Annotated in this window: 14 protein-coding genes; all 14 read left to right on the plus strand. The window is 47.3% G+C overall.

What is annotated here, in order from left to right; all coding sequences use genetic code 11:
- Positions 1 to 18 precede the first annotated feature (18 nt).
- A complete protein-coding gene (locus ACUC6J_RS04750) occupies positions 19 to 1458 on the plus strand; it encodes a 3' terminal RNA ribose 2'-O-methyltransferase Hen1 (RefSeq protein WP_447249826.1) in 1440 nt (479 codons plus the stop codon).
- Positions 1455 to 4064: a polynucleotide kinase-phosphatase gene (locus tag ACUC6J_RS04755; RefSeq protein ID WP_447249827.1), complete on the plus strand. Its 2610-nt coding sequence runs from the start codon at positions 1455 to 1457 to the stop codon at positions 4062 to 4064. Before ACUC6J_RS04750 ends, ACUC6J_RS04755 begins: the two co-directional genes overlap by 4 nt.
- A gap of 20 nt (positions 4065 to 4084) precedes the next feature.
- A complete protein-coding gene (locus tag ACUC6J_RS04760) occupies positions 4085 to 4882 on the plus strand; it encodes a TatD family hydrolase (protein WP_447249828.1) in 798 nt (265 codons plus the stop codon).
- A 456-nt stretch (positions 4883 to 5338) separates the two neighbouring features.
- Positions 5339 to 5935 carry an ECF transporter S component gene (locus ACUC6J_RS04765; RefSeq protein ID WP_016819893.1) on the plus strand — a complete coding sequence of 199 codons (597 nt, stop codon included), beginning with the start codon at positions 5339 to 5341 and terminating at the stop codon, positions 5933 to 5935.
- Entirely contained in the window at positions 5935 to 7419 is a 1485-nt protein-coding gene (locus ACUC6J_RS04770) for an ABC transporter ATP-binding protein (protein ID WP_447249829.1), read from the plus strand. Before ACUC6J_RS04765 ends, ACUC6J_RS04770 begins: the two co-directional genes overlap by 1 nt.
- Positions 7394 to 8185, plus strand: a complete 792-nt coding sequence (locus ACUC6J_RS04775) for an energy-coupling factor transporter transmembrane component T family protein (protein WP_447249830.1) — start codon at positions 7394 to 7396, stop codon at positions 8183 to 8185. Before ACUC6J_RS04770 ends, ACUC6J_RS04775 begins: the two co-directional genes overlap by 26 nt.
- A gap of 139 nt (positions 8186 to 8324) precedes the next feature.
- Positions 8325 to 9050 carry a methionine ABC transporter ATP-binding protein gene (locus ACUC6J_RS04780; protein WP_113050975.1) on the plus strand — a complete coding sequence of 242 codons (726 nt, stop codon included), beginning with the start codon at positions 8325 to 8327 and terminating at the stop codon, positions 9048 to 9050.
- The gene (locus tag ACUC6J_RS04785; RefSeq protein WP_016819897.1) at positions 9043 to 9714 is read left to right on the plus strand and encodes a methionine ABC transporter permease; all 672 of its coding nucleotides are present in this window, start codon (positions 9043 to 9045) and stop codon (positions 9712 to 9714) included. Before ACUC6J_RS04780 ends, ACUC6J_RS04785 begins: the two co-directional genes overlap by 8 nt.
- A gap of 271 nt (positions 9715 to 9985) precedes the next feature.
- Entirely contained in the window at positions 9986 to 10843 is an 858-nt protein-coding gene (locus ACUC6J_RS04790; RefSeq protein WP_447249831.1) for a MetQ/NlpA family ABC transporter substrate-binding protein, read from the plus strand.
- A 346-nt stretch (positions 10844 to 11189) separates the two neighbouring features.
- Positions 11190 to 11609, plus strand: a complete 420-nt coding sequence (locus ACUC6J_RS04795) for a hypothetical protein (protein WP_016819899.1) — start codon at positions 11190 to 11192, stop codon at positions 11607 to 11609.
- A 15-nt stretch (positions 11610 to 11624) separates the two neighbouring features.
- Complete coding sequence (locus ACUC6J_RS04800; protein ID WP_447249832.1) at positions 11625 to 16592, plus strand: DUF5724 domain-containing protein; 4968 nt, start codon at positions 11625 to 11627, stop codon at positions 16590 to 16592.
- Positions 16593 to 16821: 229 nt separating this feature from the next.
- Positions 16822 to 17316: a GNAT family N-acetyltransferase gene (locus ACUC6J_RS04805; protein WP_447249833.1), complete on the plus strand. Its 495-nt coding sequence runs from the start codon at positions 16822 to 16824 to the stop codon at positions 17314 to 17316.
- A 194-nt stretch (positions 17317 to 17510) separates the two neighbouring features.
- Positions 17511 to 18494 (plus strand): Gfo/Idh/MocA family protein, encoded by a 984-nt coding sequence (locus ACUC6J_RS04810; protein ID WP_025364117.1) that lies wholly within the window; start codon positions 17511 to 17513, stop codon positions 18492 to 18494.
- Between the two features lie 497 nt (positions 18495 to 18991).
- The gene (locus ACUC6J_RS04815) at positions 18992 to 21721 is read left to right on the plus strand and encodes a beta-glucosidase (RefSeq protein WP_025364118.1); all 2730 of its coding nucleotides are present in this window, start codon (positions 18992 to 18994) and stop codon (positions 21719 to 21721) included.
- Positions 21722 to 21871 lie beyond the last annotated feature (150 nt).

Consider the following 21871-nt stretch of genomic DNA (forward strand, 5'->3'; position numbering starts at 1 on the left):
GGGAAGGAGAAGTGGAGTATGCACATCACGCTAAAAGCAACCGGAAACAATGCCGGGATGATTTCGCATTTGCTCGCCAAGAACCCTTACAATACGTATGATCGCACGGAAAAGGGTGCTCGTGTACGCATGGTGTACACCGTTTTTACGGAGGAAGAGGCAGAAATCGTCATTCAGGCCTCGCCAGATTCGATAGATTTGGTCAAAAATAGTCCGGATAGCTATGACATTACACAATATATTAATGATCGGGAGTTTGTAACCAGCAGCTTGTTTTGCACCTATATTCGCGGCGCGCTTGGCACGGCCTTGAACGGCAAACCCAAGGAAGACTATGCAGCATGGGTGACGCATCCTTTTGCGCTGGAGTTATCGTTTGGGCCTGTTGCGTCAGATTTGCCGGATGCTGTGGTGGAGGGACTATTTGCGCCGCTGGGCTATCAAGTGACCATCGAACGAGGGAAAGCGGATTATTCTTTTCAACTGAAAAATCGAAGCACCGTCAGATATGTCACGCTAAGTGGCCATCAGACGGTGCAATATGCGCTGCGTCAGTTATTGCTGTTAATTCCAGTGTTGGATAATTATAAGCACTACTATATTAGCGAAGAAGAGTTTGATAAGCTGAAACGTTACGGTGAAGGCTGGCTGCAAGAGCATCCGCTGCGCGAGCTCATCATTCGACGCACGCTTCATTTTACCAATCTGATTGAGCAATTTGAGCAATCTGATTCTGCTGCTACACAGACTGAAAAACATGCGGTCCAAGAACAAAACCATAATCACGAACAGGATCAGCAGCAAGATCAGTCACTGGAGGAAGGAAAGCAACAGCCTGTAATGCGGCTAAATGAGCTGCGGTATCAAGCCATTATGGATGTGATTCGCAAGCTGCCCCGAAGACAGAAAATCGTAGATTTTGGATCAGGGGAAGGGAAGCTTTCGGCTCGGATGGCTCGAATGAAGGGCATTGAAGAGATTTGGGCGGTGGAGCCGTCTGCATATGCACAGGTGAGGGCTGTGGAGCGTTTTGCCAAGCTGGAAAGGCATGCCGATGCAATTCGCCCTACACCTATGATGGGCTCTCTCTTTTATTATGATGAACAACTGCGGGGAAAAGATGTGATGATCCTGTGTGAAGTCATTGAGCATGTGGATAAGCATCGTCTGAATCGGGTGATGGATACGATTGTGACAGAATATCAGCCGGGTGTGCTGATCGTGACGACTCCCAATCGAGAATATAATGAGGTGTACCGTATGGATCAGCAAGAGCTGCGGCATGGCGATCACCGTTTTGAATGGAGCAGAAGCGAGTTTCGTGAACGATGCGAGCATTGGATTGAGGAAGCTCCTTATTCATTAGCGCTGGAAGGGATCGGAGAAGAGGTCGAAGGCTTTGGACAACCGACCCAAATGGCTGTATTTACGCGCAGAAAGGAGCCGAAGAATTCATGAGCATTTCATCCGAACGAACGATTAATCTACCGCATGCTGGACTGGTTGTGTTGGTAGGGGCCTCGAATAGTGGCAAAACCACTTTACTGGACAGGCTGGTGAGCGAAGGGATTCTATTGAAAACGGAAGTGGTATCCTCAGATCATTTTCGCCAGCTGGTCGGAGATACGGAATTTATAGACTGGAGCGGACTTCCAAGGCTGGAATCGGACGTGCTGTTTTATGAGTATCAGCAGATGTCAGCCAAGGCGTTTGAGGCGATGGATACCATTCTGGCTATGCGCTGTCGTCTGAATAAGCTGACGGTTGTGGATGCCACCCATCTGTATGCTGAGGATCGCCAGAAATATGTACAGCTGGCAGCCAAAGCGCATGTACCAGTGATGGCCTTGGTGCTGGATGTGCCCGAATCTGTGCTGCTGGAACGTGATGCAGGTAGGGCGCATCCCCGTGGTCGCCAACGGGTCAAGCAGCAGGCACAGCTGTTAAAGCGGAACCTGCGCGGTATCCGGGAAGAAGGTTTTAACGCTTGTTATGTCCTCAAGGATGTAGAAAAGCTTAACTTCGCCCGCCGTGCTCAGCCGCTGTTTCATGATATAGGTGCAGGCATTGATATCATTGGTGACATCCACGGGTGCTACCGGGAGATGCTGGAGGTGTTAGAGCGGCTCGGATATATGGAAGATACGGAAGGACTATACCATCATCCATTAGGCAGAAGACTGGTATCCGTTGGGGATGTGATGAGCCGTGGCCCAGAATCGTTACTAGCGGTGCAGTTTTGGAAAAAGCACGTGGATGCCGGACTCGCCTACATGATTGATAGCAATCATGGCTGGAAAATCGGTCGTTATCTTGATGGAAGAAAAGTAACTCTCAATCATGGAGATGAACGATTCGCAGAGGAACTGGTTCAATATGAACAAAAGGTGGGCAAGGCAGCAGCGGAACAGCTTAGAGGCGAGCTGAGGGATTTTCTGCTACATGCGCCCTCTCATCTTATTTTCGGCAGAAATGGGTTGCGACACCTGGTTGTGACTCATGCGGGGATTAAGGATCATTTTATTGGCAAACAGTCGGCACGTATTTCTGATTACTGTCGTTATGGAGATACGGATGGTCAGGATGCAGACGGAAAACCAATCCGCAAAGATTGGTTCGTAGACCATGAATCGGGAGAAATAGTAGTATGGGGACATGACCCGAGACCGCAGCCTACGATTGTGAACCAGACGGTGAATATTGATCAGGGTGTGGTATTTGGCGGCATGCTGACCGCTTATCGTTATCCGGAAAAGGAATTTGTCAGCGTTCCGGCTCATGAGAATTATGCGAATGACCCCGATAGCCCACTTGTCCGGTGGCAGAAAAAACGGTTTTCCCCGCCGAATTTACGTAAGCTCATCGCTGGTTACAGTGTACTGACGGAATCGTATGGCGAAGTGCGCGTACAAGGAGAATGGGTCAAATCCGCTATAGATACCGTGTCACATGTGACAGTACCGATGGAGGAACTGGTGTACATTCCACCAACTATGAGTCCTGCTCCCACGGTTTCCGCAGAAGAAGGATATCTGGAGCATCCGCGTGAGGCGCTGGCTTATTATCGTGGTCAAGGCGTACAAACGATGGTAGCGGAGAAAAAGCATATGGGTAGCCGGGCGATTTTGCTATTATTCAAAAACGAACAGGCTGCTGTCGAATATGTAGGATACCCGACATTAGGCACGATCTACAGCCGCAGCGGCCGCCCTTTCTTTGGACCAGGCCTTGCGAAGCAGGTCTTGGAAAAGCTGAATGCCGATCTACAGACTGCCGGGTATTTTGAGCGGAATCAGACGGATTTCGTGTTGCTGGATGCAGAAATAGTACCGTGGAATCTCAAGGCTCGGGAACTGATTGCCGCACAGTATGCGCATGTGGGTGAAGCAGCTCTGCTGGATCGCAGTAAGCTGGTAGACAAGCTGAAGCAAGCGAAGGCTGCAGGCCGGGAGGTTGGAGACTGGCTGGAGGAAATGGAACGGAAATATGGCAATGCCGTAACGTTCCAAGAAGCTTTTCAAAAATATTGCTGGGATGTAGACGGGCTGGATGAAATTCGTATTGCACCGTTTCATACACTGGCCCACAGCGGCCGGACGTTTTTTGACCAATCTCATCTTTGGCATATGGAGCACAACCGGGAGCTGGCAGGACTGTCCTCGCTGTTTATGGAGACAGAGTATCGGGTCATCACGGACGAAGCAAGCGAGGAAGAGGTTATCCGCTGGTGGAACGAGATGACAGAGGATGGTCATGAGGGCATTGTGATCAAGCCGGAACGCTTTTTGATGAAAAATCGGGACAAGATGATTCAGCCTGCAATCAAGGTGAGAGGCCGGAAGTATTTGCATATCATTTACGGTATGGATTATCTTGCCCCTGAGAATTTAAAGCGTCTGAAGCAGCGCCGAACGAACAAAAAGGAGCGTCATGCCCTGATGGAAGGAGCGCTTGGTATGGAGGGCGTGGAACGTTTTGTCCGTAAGGATACGGTGGATCGTATTCATGAATGCGTCCTTGCCGCGCTATCTTTGGAATCGGAGCCGATTGATCCGAGATTGTAGTTTGCGAAGGAGGGATTGAGATGGATAGGAGTACACCGTTAATTGATATTGGTGTGAACTTGATGCACCGTTCGTTTCATGCAGATCGGGAACAGGTGGTAGAGAGAGCAGCGGCTGCAGGAATTACACCGTTAATTATTACCGGAACCAGTGTCCGGAGCAGTCGGGAGGCTGCTCAGTATGCGGCTCGTTATCCGGGTAAACTGTACATGACGGCTGGCGTGCATCCCCATGATGCCAAAAGTTGCAGCACAGATACGATTCAGCAGCTCCGCCAACTTGCGGCTCAGCCGCAGGTCGTATCCATAGGGGAATGCGGGTTGGATTATAACCGTGATTTTTCTCCGCGTGATGTACAGCGCCGATGGTTTGGAGAGCAGATTCAACTGGCGGGGGAGCTGCATATGCCTTTATTCCTGCATGAACGAGATGCGCATGAGGACTTTGTCGCTATGTTGCGAGAGCATCAGGGGCTTGTTGATAAAGCGGTGGTGCATTGTTTTACCGGTACTGCACAGGAATTGCATACGTATGTGGAGATGGGACTGTATATCGGTATTACGGGCTGGATCTGTGATGAACGGCGCGGCAAGCATCTGCGGGAGCTGGTCAGGGATATTCCATTGGACCGGTTGATGATTGAAACGGACGCTCCATTTTTGACCCCGCGTAATTTGCCCGTGAAGCCCAAAGAAGGGCGTAATGAGCCGGTGTATCTCGCTCACATCGCCGCTACGATTGCCGAGTGCACAGGCCGCAGCATGATGGAGATCGAAATTGCGACGACGGAAACGGCCAAACGTTTCTTCGGATTATAGGATTGTCAAAGCCATGGATGTGGTATATATTATAGTGAATTAAAAAGCATTGTCGGGAGCTTGAGATAGTCAGGCTGAGAGGGTGGCCCTTGCCGCCGACCGTGAAATCTGATCTGGGTAATGCCAGCGTAGAGAAACCTAGAACACCTTACAAGAAACAGGAATACCGCCGATTAGCGGCGGCTAGTCGATGGATACGTTTCATATCCTATATCAAGTTAATGAGCTACAGTCTGTAAAAAGTTGCAGACGGACAAGCGTGTCTTGTTCTGTACCTGACTTTGGCTTGGTTTCAGTGCAGTAGACTGCTGTGCTATATGAGATATGTCGACAACTGATAATGTATGGTGATCATTTTATGACTGCGCATAAAGCTTGCCTGGAGATTCAGCTCCGGACAGGCTTTTTTTTATGGCCAAATGGCCTATTTTAAAGAAAAAGGGGAGCGTATCAACAATGAATACGAATGTAAGAGCGTCCAAAGGGCTGAAGCTGACTGATATTTTGGTCACGATTGTAATCTCCGTGGTATTCGGGCTGGTCTACAAAATATGGGGACCTGCCTATGATTTGATGAAACCATTCGGTCTGCACGCCGAACAACTAATGTATGGCATGTGGTTTATGGCTGGCACGTTCGCTTATCTTATCATTCGCAAACCGGGTGTTGCGATTTTGGCAGAGGTGGCCGCGGCAACCGTCAGTGCTTTTTTGGGAAGTGAATGGGGCATGTCCACCTTGTACTATGGTTTGCTGCAAGGCTTGGGAGCGGAGCTGTTCTTTGCGATTTTTCTGTATCGGAACGCCAACCTGTGGGTTGCTTCACTAGCTGCGGCAGGAGCGGCTGTCACTTCTCTGATTTTAGACTTCAGCTATGGGTATATTGATCAGCTATCGACCTGGAACTATGTTTTGTATATTGGATTTCGGATGATTGGCAGTATTGTGATTGCTGGAATATTCGCTTTCTATCTGGCTAAGGCATTGGAAGTAACCGGCGTTACGCGAAGTTTGAGACCGGCAACGGAACAAGATTATAAGGGGCTGGATTGATGAGTCCGACCAACGAAAATGTGGTGGCTTCGATCACCCGTCTTCGGTTGAAATTCCCCGGTGAGCAAGAGCTGCTTTTTCACAATATGTCCTTATCTGTTCGCAAAGGGGAAAAGCTGCTGCTACTGGGGCCGAGCGGATGCGGCAAATCAACGCTGCTTCAGGTGCTGAGCGGTCTGATTCCACGCACGATAGAAGTGCCTATGAAATGCGATGCTGCCGTGATCCCGAGTCTCTCTGGTATTGTATTTCAAGATCCCGACACACAGTTTTGTATGTCATATGCAGACGAGGAACTGGCTTTTGTATTGGAAAATAAGCAGGTTCCAAGGGAGCAGATGCCATCCCGTATTCGCGAGCTGCTAATGCAGGTTGGTCTTCCAACGGATGATATACATCTGCCCATTGCCAGCATGTCACAAGGAATGAAACAGCGGCTGGCGATTGCATCGGTGCTGGCTATGGAACCGGAAGTGCTTTTTCTGGATGAGCCGACAGCCTTGTTGGACGAGGAAGGTACTACACAGGTGTGGGATACCATTCGCAACATTTCGGCAGACCAGACGCTGGTGATTGTAGAGCATAAAATTAATGAAATTGTCCAGGATGTGGATCGGATTGTGGTGCTTTCTGCTCAAGGGGAGATTATTGCGGACGGAAGGGCGGAAGAAGTATTTCATATACACCGGCAGGTATTATCCGAGTATGGCGTATGGTATCCGGGAGTATGGGATGAATCGTCTTCACCACGTTGGAATGATTCTATGAAGCAGCAGAATGATGCGTTGCTTGCGGATAGTCTGTCCACTTCAGCATGTACAACAAATTTGCTGGAGTTGGAACATTTTAGCGGACTTCGGGGAGGGAGCTCAGTCATTTATGTGGAGCAAGCGCAGGTGAAGCCTGGCGACTGGATTGGTGTGGTCGGTGAAAACGGGGCTGGCAAAAGCTCGCTTCTGCTCTCTATGATGCGCTTACTTCACACGCAGGGGCGTTATCGCGTGTGCGGAGCTGAGGCAGGCAATACGGATCAACTGGCTGAGCGCATTGGGTTCGCGTTTCAAAATCCAGAGCTGCAATTTGTAGCGAACACCGTGCGAAGTGAACTGGAGTATTCGTTACCCAAGAGTTTGTTTACCGCTAAACAGTGCAGAGAACGAGTGGATCGAATGCTTATGCAGTTCGGATTGGAGCGACTGGATGAACGCCATCCGTATCAGCTCTCGCTGGGCCAAAAAAGGCGGCTGAGTATTGCTACGGCAATGATCCGGGAGCCGGAAGTGCTGCTGCTGGACGAACCGACTTTTGGGCAGGATGCGCGTAATACCTTTGTCATGCTGGATATGTTGGAACAGCTAAGAGCGGCAGGCACGGCCATTGTGATGGTTACGCATGACCCGGAAATTGTCCGTCGATATTGTACTGATATATGGCGGATTCAGAAAGGGGAACTACAGTATGAGTCTGTCCTTTCCTCATCATGAAACATGGCTGCATCGTGTGAATTCGGGCCTAAAGCTCGTAATGTTTTCTCTGCTGTTTGTGATCGTTATAGTCATCCATGATCCGAACGTTATGTTTAATGTTACATGTGCTATGCTGCTGTTGCTTGTCTGGTCAGGCCATCCATGGAAGCGGCTGCTGCTGTACGGATCTCCCTTTATATTGGTGTTTATTTCAACCTCAACAGGCATGATGATGTTTGGCAAAGGAGTGACGACCTGGTGGACATGGGGCCTGATCCATATTACGCAGGAAAGCTTTTACCGAGGGATGCATCTGGGCTTTCGTGCACTGAGTATGGCCGCAGCAGGGTTGCTGTTTGGTTTAACGACTCGTCCGGTGAGCCTTTTTTATTCACTGATGCAGCAATGGAAGCTCCCTCCCAAGTATACGTACAGCTTTTTGGCAGCTATGCGGTTGATGCCGATGATGCTGGAGGAATTTCAGGCTTTGAGACATGCCCACCGTATTCGAGGTTTGCACCAGCATGTGTCCAAATGGAATATGTATGCCACACTGCGCAGGTACGCAATTCCGCTGCTCGCTCAAAGTATCCGGCGTGCGCAGCGCATTGCTATAGCCATGGAAGCCAAGGGCTTTGCTAATGAAACCAAGCGTACGTATTATTATGCAATCGGCTATTCGGCTGTAGATATTATATTTATTTTGTATTTTGTGGTGCTGCTGATGCTAGCTTGGGGACTTGGTACCTGCTTTCCTTATGTGGGGGTATGGGATGTACGTTAATTGTTGTCAAAAGGCTTTGCCCGATTTCTGCTCTGTGGTATATTAATGCAATGGGAATTGACGGCTCGTACAGACCCGCCTGGGCTGGCGGGCTTATTACATTTTCCCGCAGTAATGGATCATCAGGAGGCCAAGTTTCATGATTACGCTGCATCAGGTAAACAAGCATTATACCACCTCAAGCGGCCCATTTCATGCGGTTCAATCCGTGTCTCTTCAAGTGGAGGAAGGGGAAATTCACGGTATCATAGGTGCCAGCGGTGCCGGCAAGTCTACGTTGCTCCGGTTGATGAATGTATTGGAAAGGCCGGATGAGGGAAACGTGGTTGTGAACGGGGAAGATCTGACTCGCATGCCGGAAAAACGTCTCCGTGAAGCGCGGCGATCCATAGGGATGATTTTTCAGCATTATCATCTTGTTCATAATCGGACGGTAAGTGGAAATGTAGCAATGCCGTTGGAGCTGGCAGGTGTCGCGAAAAAAGAGCGAGCGGAACGCGTGCGCGAATGCCTGCAATTCGTTGGTTTAGCGGATAAGGCAGAACAGTATCCGGCACAACTGAGCGGAGGCCAAAAGCAACGTGTGGCGATTGCCAGAGCATTGGCGAATCGTCCTGCGGTGCTGCTTTGTGATGAGCCGACCTCAGCCCTTGACCCGCAGACGACCGCTGATATTCTGGGCGTGTTAAGGGAGATCAACCGTGAACTGGGAGTTACCATTGTAATCGTCACACACGATATGGACGTGGTACGCAATATTTGTACCCGTGTATCCGAAATGCGGGACGGGCATTTACTTTCAACGAAACATGTAGCTGACCCTATGGTAGGTTCAACCTTGGAAGCAGGTGAAGCTGATGAATGACATGTTGAACATCATTGCACAGTATCAGTCAGAGATATGGAAAGCCATCGGGGAGACGTTTATCATGGTGGGGATTTCTATCGCAGCAGCTGTACTGTTAGGGCTTCCGGCAGGAACGATTTTATATTTGTGTGGTAAAGGGCAAAAATATGAAAATCGACTGCTCTTCACCATACTGAACAGTCTGGTCAATGTCATCCGCTCGTTTCCGTTTTTGCTGCTCGTGGTGTTTATGATTCCATTTACACGTTTGGTGGTAGGCACGGCGCTGGGCACGATGGCAGCTACGGTTCCCTTGTCAGTGGTAGCCATCGCCTATTATTCGAGACTGGTGGAACAATCGTTGCTTGAGGTGCCCAAGGGTGTGATTGAAGCCGCTACGTCTATGGGAGCATCCACGCTCCAGCTTATTTTTAAATTTCTATACGTGGAAGCCCGTTCCGGACTTGTACTGGGTTTGACCACATCCACCATTAGCTTCATTTCCTACTCCACGGTGATGGGCATTGTGGGCGGCGGCGGGGTAGGCGATTTTGCCATCCGCTATGGTTACCAGCGGTTTGAAACAGGCTTGATGGCGTTCACCATCGTCGTTATGATTATTTTCGTACAAACGATCCAGTTCACCGGAAGCACCATATCCCGCCGGATCGACAAGCGGTAAACGGCAGATTGTATGGCAATTCACTTGCAACACCCACTATGGGAAATAAAAATAACTTTACAGTACCTCAAAAGCGGAGAGAAGGATTTGAATCTGGAGAAGCGTTAGCGTTCGCCTTTGAAATGGGATTCAAACCTATCATCACTTTAAATGAGAGAATCCCATTTCAACAGCGATCGGAAGAACAATCTGCACGCGAAGCGGCTCGACCTCCCACTGTAACTCATTTTTTATCTTCCCAATCACAACTAATTTGGAGGTTCATCATCGAATGAGTCGGAAAAACAACATGAAAACGAACTTGAAATTACTTACACTATTTGCAGTGGTTATGCTGCTGGTTGCCGGATGCGGTGGTCAGAAGCAGGCTACACAAGAAACAACAACTAAAGAAGCAACATCCCAAAAAGAAGTGACCTTGAAAATAGCCACGCTGATCCCACCGATGACAGATGTGCTGGATATCGTGAAGCCACTGCTTAAACAGGACGGAGTCAATCTGGAAATTGTTGTGCTGTCAGACAATATCCAACCGAACAACGCATTGGCAAGCCGTGAAGTGGATGCTAACTTCTTTCAGCATGCTCCGTTTATGCAACAATATAATGAAAGCAACAAATCTGATTTGGTAGCGGTAAAACCGATTTACAACGCCATTTATGGCGCGTACTCCAAAAAATACAAGAACGTTAAAGACCTGCCCGAAGGTGCGACGATTGCCATTGCCAATGATCCGGCTAATACCGGACGTTCTTTGGTAATGATGGAGCAAAACGGTCTAATCAAGCTTAAAGAAGGTGTAGGCTATAATGCTACACAGGCTGATATTATTGAGAATAAGAAAAAGTTTGTGTTTAAAGAAGTGGATTTGTTGATGCTGGCGCGGTCGCTGGATGATGTGGACATGGCTGCCATGTATCCTGCATATGCCAAGCCGCTCGGTCTGACACCGAAGAAGGACGCGCTGATTACCGAAAAAGATGATACGCACTTTGCCATTAATTTGGTAGCGCGTAAGGATAATGCAGATTCCGATGCCATTCAAAAGCTGGCAAAACGAATGACCGGACCGGAAGTACGCAAATTTTTTGAGGACAATTACAAGGATAGCGTTGTTCCAGCATTTTAAATAAATAAGTATTGAAACATTATTTTTGATGATATTTGACCTGTATAATGGAGTGCAGTCTGTGAAGAGCAGATGGTCTCCCTTGTGCAGGTCTTTTTCTTTTTCATCCTTAATATGGGTAAAATTCATCGAAATCAGGGTACAAAGTCTTATTTTTTAAGATTTTAGTGTATTACAGCACTGTGAATTTTGGTCATAAAGGGTGATAGAGTAATGATAAGGAACCTATTAAAATAAATATACGAACAAACATTCGTTTTATGTTTTGTTAACGATGTTTGTAGGAGGGTCGAGAAATTCAGCTGACAACGGTTCAAAAGCGTCAATAAAAAGGAAGGGAAACAATATGAAGCTGTTTGTAACTGTAAAAAGTTTGGGAAAGCGTAAACCCGCACTCGCACAACAGGAAATAGAGCTGAGCCCTACTCCAGAAACATTGCGAGATTTGATTACAGCAACCGTTGCCCTGAATGTTCAAAAGCTACGGGAAAAGCAGGAGAGTGTCGCGCTGATTCCGTTCCTCACGGGAGAGGAAATTCAGGCACAAGGCGAGACAGGCAAAGTTGGATTCGGTTCCATATATAATGATGGTGTTCCTAATATTGAGGCTGCCGTGAACACGGCGATGCAGGCCTTTGAGGATGGTTTATACAGGGTTTTTGTATGTGATGAGGAAGCGATTGAACTGGACGCTCCTTTGTCACTTCATGCAGGGGATGAGATTGTATTTATACGCTTCACAATGTTGGCTGGAGGCCTATGGTAGAGGAGGAGACGAAATATGCATCAGGAGAACAATGAGCAAGAATATTTCGCCACACTGAAAGAGCGCACGACGCAACTGGGTGGACAACAGCAGGAGTTGTCTCAGTATGTTGTGGAACTGGGTAAGCTTCATTACATACAAGAGGTTGAGGAGCCATTTATCAAATGTCAGCAAATACTGAAAGAACGGGCGGCAGAAAGCGGAGAACCGCTGTTCAAGCCACTGGCAGAAGTGTTGCGTTCTCTAATTGGACAAACAGCTGGCGATGTGTTTGCACATCTAACCGAGCATGTGACCGAATATCCTTACAGCACTGGGTATGAGCGCAGACCGTTTCGCACTTCGGATATTACCGCTCATACTTCCCGGGTTTATAAAAAAATGGTGCAGTTGATCCGAATGGACTGTATCGGATTCTCTATAATGGATTATTTAACGAAAAAGGATTACGAACCAGGCAGGGATTACCGGATTCAGGAAACGATTGGGGATTGGATTGCTTACGAGCTAGACAACGGCAATTCACAGGTGCTAGAGGCGCTAAAAGCTATTATTTATGGGGATAATCAGGCGGCGCTACTTACGCGCAATATGATTAAAGGCATGCTGCTAAGCCATCAAGATGAGAATTATCACATGATTGGCGATCTGCTGGCAGCGGCCAGGCTTCAAGAGGGATTACGCCAAAGCATTGTGGAGCAAATGGATGAAGGAACTCCTCAGGCTCTCATTTATCTGTTAAAGGTGATCATCGACCAAGGCTTCATTCGATACAGTTCGGTAGTGCGGGCGCTTGCAGTCTGGACGGGCATGGGCCTGGAATCCGCCAATCAGCGGGTCGTTCGCCAACTGATCGAGCAGGCATATGAAGCATTGACTCGCAGTGAACTGCGCCAGGAATGGCTGACCAGCTCAAATGCTAACGAACTATATATGAGTTTGTGGGCTACGGCAGTACATGAAGAACGTGATTTATATGGACAGGTTCGCCAACTTATGGAGCAGGGAGCAGCATACCAGAAGATTGTAGCACAGTATGTACTGTCTAATACTAAAAACAAGGATCTGCGCCTCGGAATTGCGAGAGAATATCTGGATGAGACGGACCCGGAGCTTCGCTATTGGATACTGACGAACTATACAACTGATTATTTTTATGAATGGGTAGAAGGCGGGACGGTCGCGGATCGAATCGTTAAAGTGGCGCGCACTCCTTTGCTGGAGAGCAAAGAGGAGCGTCGTAAGGATTTTGAACGACTTCATAATCTATTTGTACATATGAAAAAGGGTGAGTCTACCGAGCCTTCCAAGGTGCTGGATTATGTAAACCTGTATCACCGCTCGGATGCACCTATTCAAAAAATGCTGTATCTCGCTGGTTATGATATGGATGCTTCCTGGATTGGGGAAATTATAGCCTTAAAGGATCAGATTAGCCCTAATCTGCGCGGCGAGATATTGAATCATTTTGTGCAGAACCCTGAGGATGCGGTACAGCGTGATTTTATTTTTTCCAGCTTGTCTGACAAAAGTATGAGTATCCGTGAGTTCGCTGTGGCCAAGGCGCGCAAGCTGACGCTGTCGGAACCAGAAATGCAGCAAATGGAAGCTTTATTAAAGCTCAAGACAGGCTCGTTGCGACAAAGTGTCATTGGTGTGTTGCTTTCACAATCGGAAGATCCGCTCGCTGGCTCATTGGAACGCTTGCTTCGTGCGAAGGCGGAACTGCAACGATTGGGTGGACTGGAAATATTGACAAAGATATATGCAGACCCGGATCGTGCCCAGCAGTATGAAAATCTGCGGGCTTTAGCGGATATCATTCAGCAACCCACCGCCAAAGAGGAGCAACTGCTGTCCAAGCTGGGACAGGAGGATGCTTATACAGGGACAAACGGCTTTGGCTTGTACGATCCGAATGTCAAGGAAGCTTGGTTGGAAGAGAAGGTTGATCTGGGTGATTTCCGAATGGCCGATGTTTTTGCTAGTCCATTGGAGAAGCTCAAGCAGTTCTTGAGTGGACTGGATGAGCTTGTTCATCATCATCGTGATGTGGAATATACTGCGGAGTATTATTCAGGCTACAAAGATACATTGCTTATTGGGACGAATCTTCGCCCTCTACGACTGGTTCAGGTCGATGAAGAAGTAGATTCCAGGCTGTCTTTATATCCTCTTTATGAGGAATGGGAACGTTATTTGCAGGAAAGCGGCATAGAAGCACGTGATCTGCTGGAGCTTGTTTTTTATGATCGATTGGAGCCAATGGACCGAACGTTGGATCGCTACTATCGATATTTCTCATTTAACTTTGGCTATTCAGAACAAAGCAAGCAAAAGCTGCTAGAAGGATGGCGTAAAGACTTCGCCGAACAAATGTATCCTTTAGAGCGGATTAACGAGGTTCAAAAGTGGATGGCAGAGCTGACCTATTCCGATCAGGTAAGCACATTAATTAATGCTTATTTTATGGACACAGCCGGTTCCGAAACATTTGACGTAATCGACCTTGCCTTCAATTCACTAATGCAAAGTATGCCTAAGGATAGACCTGTAGAGGATATGGGAATGTTTCATTTATTGTCCGGCCCGTGGTTGGCATTGGAGAAAGGGCGAGTCCATGATAATGAGTCCTTTAAACGTTTTTTCCATACCTTTGTGAACTACGCAGAATGGCCAGGCATGGAAAATCGTTTTTATTCTCCGCTGGATCTGGAGGATCACTTCAAAGCCTATGAAAAAGGACTGATCAGTGTAGGTGAAGTGTATCGGGAGCTGCTGGCCGGTAGTGAAAGCAGAAGGCATATGAGCACCTTAACCAATGCTCGTAATACATGGATTTCCAGCAAGCCAGAATTTTTGGAGATACGTCGTACGGTTATTGATCGACTGCTAGAGGTTGAATTGGTTCGAGGCGATTTGCCTACCGAAGCCACGTCAAAGGTGATGGGTCTGAGCCGGATTGAAGGCATGGATTATTTTATCCGTATTCTGGAGGGGCTCGACAAGGAAACGTTCGTGCGTGGTTATGTGTATGGCTACGGTGATCGTATTACCAAAAAAGAATCGTTCAGCCACTTGCTCAAGGCATGTTATCCAAGTGATGGCGAGGATGCTGCATTACTCAAGGAGAAGCTGAAGAACACTAAAATTACAGATAAACGTTTGTTGGAGGCGGCAATGTATGCCCCACAATGGATTGAGATTGTAGCAGGCTATCTCGGGTGGGAAGGACTTCGCAGTGCAGCATGGTACTTCCATGCGCATATCAATGAAGGCTTTTCGGCTGAGAAGGAAACGATTGTAGCTCATTATTCACCGATAGCTCCGCAGGATTTTAATGATGGTGCCTTTGATATTCACTGGTTTCATGAGGCCTATGAGACGCTGGGCGAGGAACGATTTGATCTGCTGTACGACTGTGCCAAGTATATTTCGGCTGGAGCCAATCATCGTCGATCCCAATTGTTTGCGGATGCGACGTTGGGTAAGCTGAAACGGAGTGAAATGGAAAAATCAGTGGAAGACAAGCGAAACAAAGACCATTTGTTGACCTACAGTTTGATTCCACTTGCCGAGCCGCCTGAACCAGATGTCCGCGAACGTTATGATTTTATCCAGAAGTTTCTGGAACAAAGCAAGAAATTCGGGGCACAGCGTAAGGCTAGTGAGGCACTGGTTTCACGGATTGCGCTCGGGAATTTGGCACGTAATGCAGGTTATGATGACGTAACCCGTCTCGTCTGGGACATGGAAGCTCGCAAGCTGGATGATCTCCGCTCTTATTTTGAGCCCCATGCCTTAGATGAGGCTACAACGATACAACTGGTCATTGATGATGAAGGAACGGCAGATATTGAAATTGTCAGCAAAGGGAAGACGCTGAAATCCATTCCGGCTCGTTTCAAGAAGGATGAGTATGTTACGGCGTTGAAAGAGCTTAAAGGAGATCTGGTAGACCAATATCGCAGAGCTCGCAAAGAATTAGAACGCTCTATGGAGTCTGGTACGACCTTTATGGTGAAGGAATTAAGAGGATTGTTAGGCAATCCTGTGCTTGCTCCGCTGGTGAGGACACTGGTTTTCAAAGCTGGTGATCACCTCGGTTATTTTAATGGGGATACGTTAGTGTTGACTGCTCCTTCTGCTGAACAGCATACTATTGGAGAAGAGGATAAGTTGGTTATTGCACATCCACTTCATTTGTACGAAAGTGGTCGTTGGAGCGAATTCCAGAAGGACTTATTCGACCGCCAGATACGCCAGCCATTTAAGCAGGTGTTCCGTGAGCTGTATCTGCTGAATGCTGATGAACGTGCCAACGCGACAGTTTCCCGTCGGTATGCGGGACATCAGGTACAGCCGAATAAAACGGTATCCTTACTAAAAAGTCGCCAATGGACAGTCAGCTATGAAGACGGACTCCAGAAGGTGTACTATGCCGAGAATCTGATTGCGAACCTGTATGCCATGGCCGATTGGTTCTCACCAGCGGATACTGAGGCTCCTACACTGGAGACCGTGCAGTTCTTTGATCGGACAACATATAAGAGCGTGCCTTTGGAGGAGGTTCCACCTGTTCTGTTCTCTGAAGTTATGCGGGACGTGGATCTGGTCGTCAGTGTTGCTCATGTAGGCGGCGTTGATCCAGAGGCTAGTCTGATAACCGTTGAAATGCGTAAGGTCATTGTACAGGAATCCCTTCGTCTGCTGAAAATTAGCAATGTACGCTTAGATGGGAATTACGCACGTATAGATGGGAATCTTGGCGAGTATGCGGTGCACCTCGGAAGCGGTGGGGTCTACAAGCAAGCCAAGGGAGCACTGCACATTATTCCGGTGCATTCGCAGCATCGTGGTCGCATCTTCCTGCCGTTTCTGGATGAGGATCCAAGAACAGCCGAGATTCTATCCAAAATAGCGTTGCTGGCTGATGATCAGAAAATCAAGGACCCACAAATTCTTGAACAGCTTCAAGCGTAGGATAGAAATTGTAATATAGAGAAATTCATAATTAACTCAACGTTCGCATCTAGACAAGGTTTCAAATCATCGACTGTGCAAGTGGAAGCTAAGTTTAGCTGCGGAGGTTGAGTTATTTAATATCAGGTATGCATCGAGCTCGAATAAGGAGTTATGCGTAAAAAGTTGTTCCTGTGTTTTGAAGGGAAGCTTACGACATCACAATTGACGATAATAGGAGAATACAGCGATGGTAAATAGCATCCTTTTACAAGAGTACACAACTGAGTATCAATCGCAAGTTGTCGATTTAATTTTACATATTCAACAGAACGAATATAATATCGCCATCACTAAAGAAGATCAGCCTGATCTGCTTGATATTGAAAACTTTTATCAGCATGGTAACGGCAACTTCTGGGTGGCTCTTCATGAAGGAATCGTAGTAGGGACGGTTGCCTTACTAGATATCGAAAACCATAAGACGGCGCTCAGAAAGATGTTTGTCAAACAAAACTATAGAGGCAAAACCTTTAATGTTTCGAATCAATTACTTCAGCATGCCATAGGATGGGCCAAGGAACGGTCTGTTGAGGGAATCTATCTTGGAACAACACCGCAATTCGTAGCCGCTCATCGTTTTTATGAGAAGAATGGATTTGTTAGTATAGTTCTTGATGAATTGCCAATGGGCTTTCCAGTTATGAAAGTAGATAAAAAGTTTTACAAATACACCATTCAATAAATGGCCTGAACCAAGACGATCCTAAAGGAAATTCCTGCTCAAAACTGACTTCGTGCTCGCCTCGCTGCCTTCCTGCCGAGCTGCAATACAAACTGCCGCCGAGCAGGAATTTCTTTTGTTTAGGACAGGTGTTTGCTAGAATGAAGAAGACCGTGTAAGCCAATGTTAACTATACAACTGGGAGGGATACAAGTATGAGCAAAAAGATTAAATGGGGAATTGTCGGTACGGGATGGATCTCAGATCAGTTTGTTGCCGATCTGCAACATGTTACGAATGGAGAAGGATACGCCGTTGGATCACGCAATATTGAAAGCGCTACCGAATTTGCAGCCAAGCATCAAATGGCACAGGCTTATGGTAGCTATGAGGAATTAGTGCAAGATTCCGAGGTCGATGCTATTTACATAGGGACTCCTCATCCTTTTCATAAAGAAAATGTTCTAGCAGCTCTACGAGCGGGCAAAGCCGTCTTGTGTGAGAAACCCTTCACCGTCAACAGCAAAGAGTTGGAGGAACTAATCCGTTACGCCCGTGACCATAAGCTATTCCTGATGGAAGCCATGTGGACGCGTTTTTTGCCTCCGATACGCCAAGTGCAGGAGTGGCTACATGCGGGACGTATTGGTGAAGTGAAGTTGGTGAAGGCGGAATTCGGTTTTCGCATAGATTGGAATCCAGAGGGAAGATTATTGAATCCCGAGCTGGGCGGAGGGGCATTATTAGATGCGGGAATTTACCCCGTTTCTTTTGCTTCGATGATCTTTGGCCCTGAACCAGAGCATGTATGGAGTACTGCTTATATCGGGGAAACTGGCGTTGATGAGACATTTTCAATCATGTTGGATTATGGAAAAGGACGTACAGCTATGCTTAATGGGGCAGTTCGTCTCGGACTGACGAATGAAGCTTATATCCATGGAACCAAGGGCTATATTCACATTCCGTCGTTCCTGAATGGTACATCGGCTACTTTAGTTGTGGACGGTGAAGAGGCGCAAAACTTTCAGGATGATCGTTCCTCTACAGGCTATGCTTTTGAGGCAGAAGAAGTTGGGCGCTGCTTGAACGAAGGTTTGCTCGAAAGCTCTACTATTTCTTTGGATGAATCATTAGGAATTATGAAATTGATGGATCAGATTCGTTCACAGTGGGGACTTCGGTATCCGTTTGAATAATCACATTGAATCCACAGTGCTTCCAGGGACCGTTCAGGTTCCTGGATTTTTTTGTTACCCAAACTTTTTTTATACATAAGTATTCCCAATTTCCTAAATAGAGGCTTTGGTCGCACGCTAAAAAAGACCATAGAAGCATGTCAAAGTGTGGGACATATGAATCATTTTTTATGATTATAAATAGTTAAAAATACGTCATTAAAAAGTTACAAAAGTGTAATCTTGTGATCGGTTAACTGAATTGTTAGCGTTCTCTTTTTATGAGAAAGAATGAAGGTCCTAGTGTTCTCCTTCCAAAAACTTTCAATGAAATTTCCGAAAATGTGCGGTAGGGTGGTAAACGTGTCACTTGAGCCATTGCGGCTTTTGCTGATTTGCTTGCTTACCCCGTGGCTCTGGATTTTTGTTGGAGCTCGCAGGGTCGAGAGCCTTTGCAAGCCTGTGAGCGTTGAATAGGCATTCACCTCATGACCAAACATCAAGGAGGAATTACAAACGTGAAAGTAAAATCAACATGGGTGTTCCGTATGGTGATGATGACAGTCATTGCGGCTGTTGTGATCGGACCTATGCATATTGCAGGAGCGGCAGGAAGCCGGACAGATCGGCCTTGGATGAACACGTCCATGTCGGCTGAGAAACGGACAGCATTGCTGTTACAAGAAATGACGCTGGAAGAAAAAATAGATCTGGTGACTGGTAAGGTCAACAATTATTATGGATTTTATAATAATTCGATGGAACGGTTGGGTATTCCAGCGTTAAAGATGGCAGATGGACCTGCGGGTGTGCGGATCGCCAATCCGGATGTGCAGGACAAGCAATCAACTGCGTTGCCGGCCCCTATTGCACTGGCTGCAACGTGGGATACTCAGGCTGCCAAACAGTATGGAGATTTGATTGGAGACGAGGCTTTTAATACAACTCATAATGTGGTGCTTGGACCGGGGATGGATATTGCCCGTATTCCATGGGGATCGAGAAACTTTGAATCTATGGGCGAGGACCCGCTACTGCAATCGCAAATGGTGACCGCTTATGTCAAAGGTGTACAAAGCCATCCTGTTTTGGCGACTGCGAAACATTACCTTATGAATAATCAGGAGACGGAGCGTTTCACGACAAATGTCAAAGTCAGTGACCGTGCGCTGCATGAAATTTACATACGCCCGTTTGAGGAGGCTATTGCCAAGGCAGATTTGGGCGGAGCTATGTGCTCCTTTAACAAGGTCAACGGCGAATCGGCATGTGAGAACAAGACCATCCTGACAGACCTTTTGAAAAAGGAAATGCAATTCAAGGGCTTCGTGATGAGTGATTATGGCGCGAATCTGAGTACAGTCGAATCGGCAAATAGCGGCTTGGACCTGGAAACACCGGGAACCCCTTATGGTAAATGGGGAGATCAGCTGCTGGATGCGGTCAAGACTGGTAAAGTAAGTGAACAAACGATTGATGATAAGGCTAAGCGTATTCTGGTGCAGATGTTCAGTAAAGGTTTGTTTGATCACCCGGCTCAAAATAATCAAATTGATGCCCGTGACCATGGTAAAACAGCCCGTCAATTGGCTGAGGAAAGTATGGTGCTGCTTCAAAATAAAAACAACGTATTACCGTTGTCTCAAGATAAACTCAAATCCATTGCTGTGATTGGTCCAGATGCAGATAACGGCACCGTGGCAGGCGGAGGCAGTTCGTTGGTGAACCCGACGTACACGGTGAGTCCGCTGGAGGGCATTCGTAATCGTGTAGGCAAAGGAGTTACCGTCCAGTATGCACCGGGCACGGATCCTATTTCTGCGGGGGACATTATGCCAGGTCCATCAGCTGTTCCGTCATCGTTGCTGACCACATCCGATCAGAAAGAGAATATCAGTGTTGGATATGCGACTTATGGCGATGCTGAGCAGGGACTGCGAGGCGAATACTGGACGAATAACAAGATGGAAGGCAATCCGGTTCTTGTGCGCAATGATGATCAAGTCAATATGAACCTTGGCTTTTATAATTATCAGGGTTTCAATGCGAAGTCCCCTAAAGTTCCCAATACACCAACGACCCTGAACGGTTTGATATCTGCACGCTGGACAGGGGCTATTGCAGCTCCCAAGGATGGTGACTATGCATTGTCATTAACCAGTTTGGGATCAAGCAAGTTGTATATTGATGACAAGCTATTTGTAGATAATCAGGGTACGAAGCTGGAAACAACGAAGAAAAACATCTCGTTCAAAGCGGGGGAAAAACATAAGATACGTATTGAATATCGTGCCGATTATCCGACAAATGGTCGCGATTCTGGCGGTATGGTTCGTCTGGGCTGGGAGCCTCCAGCAGATACGACAGACAAGCTGATTGACAATGCTGTAAAGCTGGCCAAAAGATCGGATGTTGCGATTGTGGTCACGCGTACGTATGAGAGTGAAGGCTATGTGGAGCGTTCCGATATGGAGCTGCCGAACAATCAGGATCGGCTGATCCGTGCGGTTGCCGCTGCCAATCCGAAAACCATTGTGGTACAAATGAGCGGCAGAGCTGTGCAAATGGACACCTGGCAGGACAAAGTTCCTGCGATCGTACAGGCATGGTTTGCTGGTCAAGAGCAAGGGAATGCCATAGCGCGCGTCTTGTTTGGGGATGTAAATCCTTCTGGCAAGCTACCGGTAACCTTCCCGGTTAACGAGCAGTCTACACCTGTATCCTCACCGGAGAAATTTCCGGGAATCAATGGAGTGGGTGACTATTCAGATGGTATTTTTGTAGGCTACCGTGGATATGAAAAATCGGGTATCCAACCTGCGTTCTCCTTTGGACACGGTTTATCCTACACGACTTTCGGATATAGTGATTTGAAGGTAAAACAGCATGCGAGTGGAAAGAAATCCGATCGTACAAGTTCAGTCGAGGTTTCGCTTAAATTGAAAAACACTGGGAAAAAAGCTGGAGCTGAGGTTGTACAGGTATACAGCGGTAAGCTCCCGACCAATGTAGAGACCCCATCCCGTCAACTGGCAGGTTGGGCCAAGGTGGAATTAAAGCCGGGCCAAGAGAAGAAAGTCCGCATTGAGCTTGACCCGAAAGCTCTCTCTTATTGGGATGAAAAATCCAAAGCATGGGTTATGCCATCTGGTGAAGTTCCGATTTATGTAGGCAGCTCCTCTCAGGATACAAGACTGACAGGAAGTGTTACGATTCCGGCAACCTCTACAGAAAAGGCAAAAAAGTAATCCCGTTATATTCCTTTTAAAGTGGTTAAATTTCAAGAGAGCACGGGCACTAGCACCGGCTCTCTTTTTGCTATAAGTAGGTAACCATTCTAATAGGATCTAATAGGTATGCAAAGGGAAAACCTAGTGAAAGCTGTAATAGTAGGAACG

It is taken from the genome of Paenibacillus sp. JJ1683, assembly GCF_053006485.1.

Excerpts from the sequence above, each read along its gene's own strand:
- ACUC6J_RS04760 (WP_447249828.1), top strand. The coding sequence starts at position 4,085 with ATGGATAGGAGTACACCGTTAATTGATATTGGTGTGAACTTGATGCAC.
- ACUC6J_RS04795 (WP_016819899.1), top strand. The coding sequence starts at position 11,190 with ATGAAGCTGTTTGTAACTGTAAAAAGTTTGGGAAAGCGTAAACCCGCA.
- ACUC6J_RS04805 (WP_447249833.1), top strand. The coding sequence starts at position 16,822 with ATGGTAAATAGCATCCTTTTACAAGAGTACACAACTGAGTATCAATCG.
- ACUC6J_RS04775 (WP_447249830.1), top strand. The coding sequence starts at position 7,394 with ATGAGTCTGTCCTTTCCTCATCATGAAACATGGCTGCATCGTGTGAAT.
- ACUC6J_RS04810 (WP_025364117.1), top strand. The coding sequence starts at position 17,511 with ATGAGCAAAAAGATTAAATGGGGAATTGTCGGTACGGGATGGATCTCA.
- ACUC6J_RS04790 (WP_447249831.1), top strand. The coding sequence starts at position 9,986 with ATGAGTCGGAAAAACAACATGAAAACGAACTTGAAATTACTTACACTA.
- ACUC6J_RS04765 (WP_016819893.1), top strand. The coding sequence starts at position 5,339 with ATGAATACGAATGTAAGAGCGTCCAAAGGGCTGAAGCTGACTGATATT.
- ACUC6J_RS04755 (WP_447249827.1), top strand. The coding sequence starts at position 1,455 with ATGAGCATTTCATCCGAACGAACGATTAATCTACCGCATGCTGGACTG.
- ACUC6J_RS04800 (WP_447249832.1), top strand. The coding sequence starts at position 11,625 with ATGCATCAGGAGAACAATGAGCAAGAATATTTCGCCACACTGAAAGAG.
- ACUC6J_RS04780 (WP_113050975.1), top strand. The coding sequence starts at position 8,325 with ATGATTACGCTGCATCAGGTAAACAAGCATTATACCACCTCAAGCGGC.
- ACUC6J_RS04785 (WP_016819897.1), top strand. The coding sequence starts at position 9,043 with ATGAATGACATGTTGAACATCATTGCACAGTATCAGTCAGAGATATGG.
- ACUC6J_RS04750 (WP_447249826.1), top strand. The coding sequence starts at position 19 with ATGCACATCACGCTAAAAGCAACCGGAAACAATGCCGGGATGATTTCG.
- ACUC6J_RS04770 (WP_447249829.1), top strand. The coding sequence starts at position 5,935 with ATGAGTCCGACCAACGAAAATGTGGTGGCTTCGATCACCCGTCTTCGG.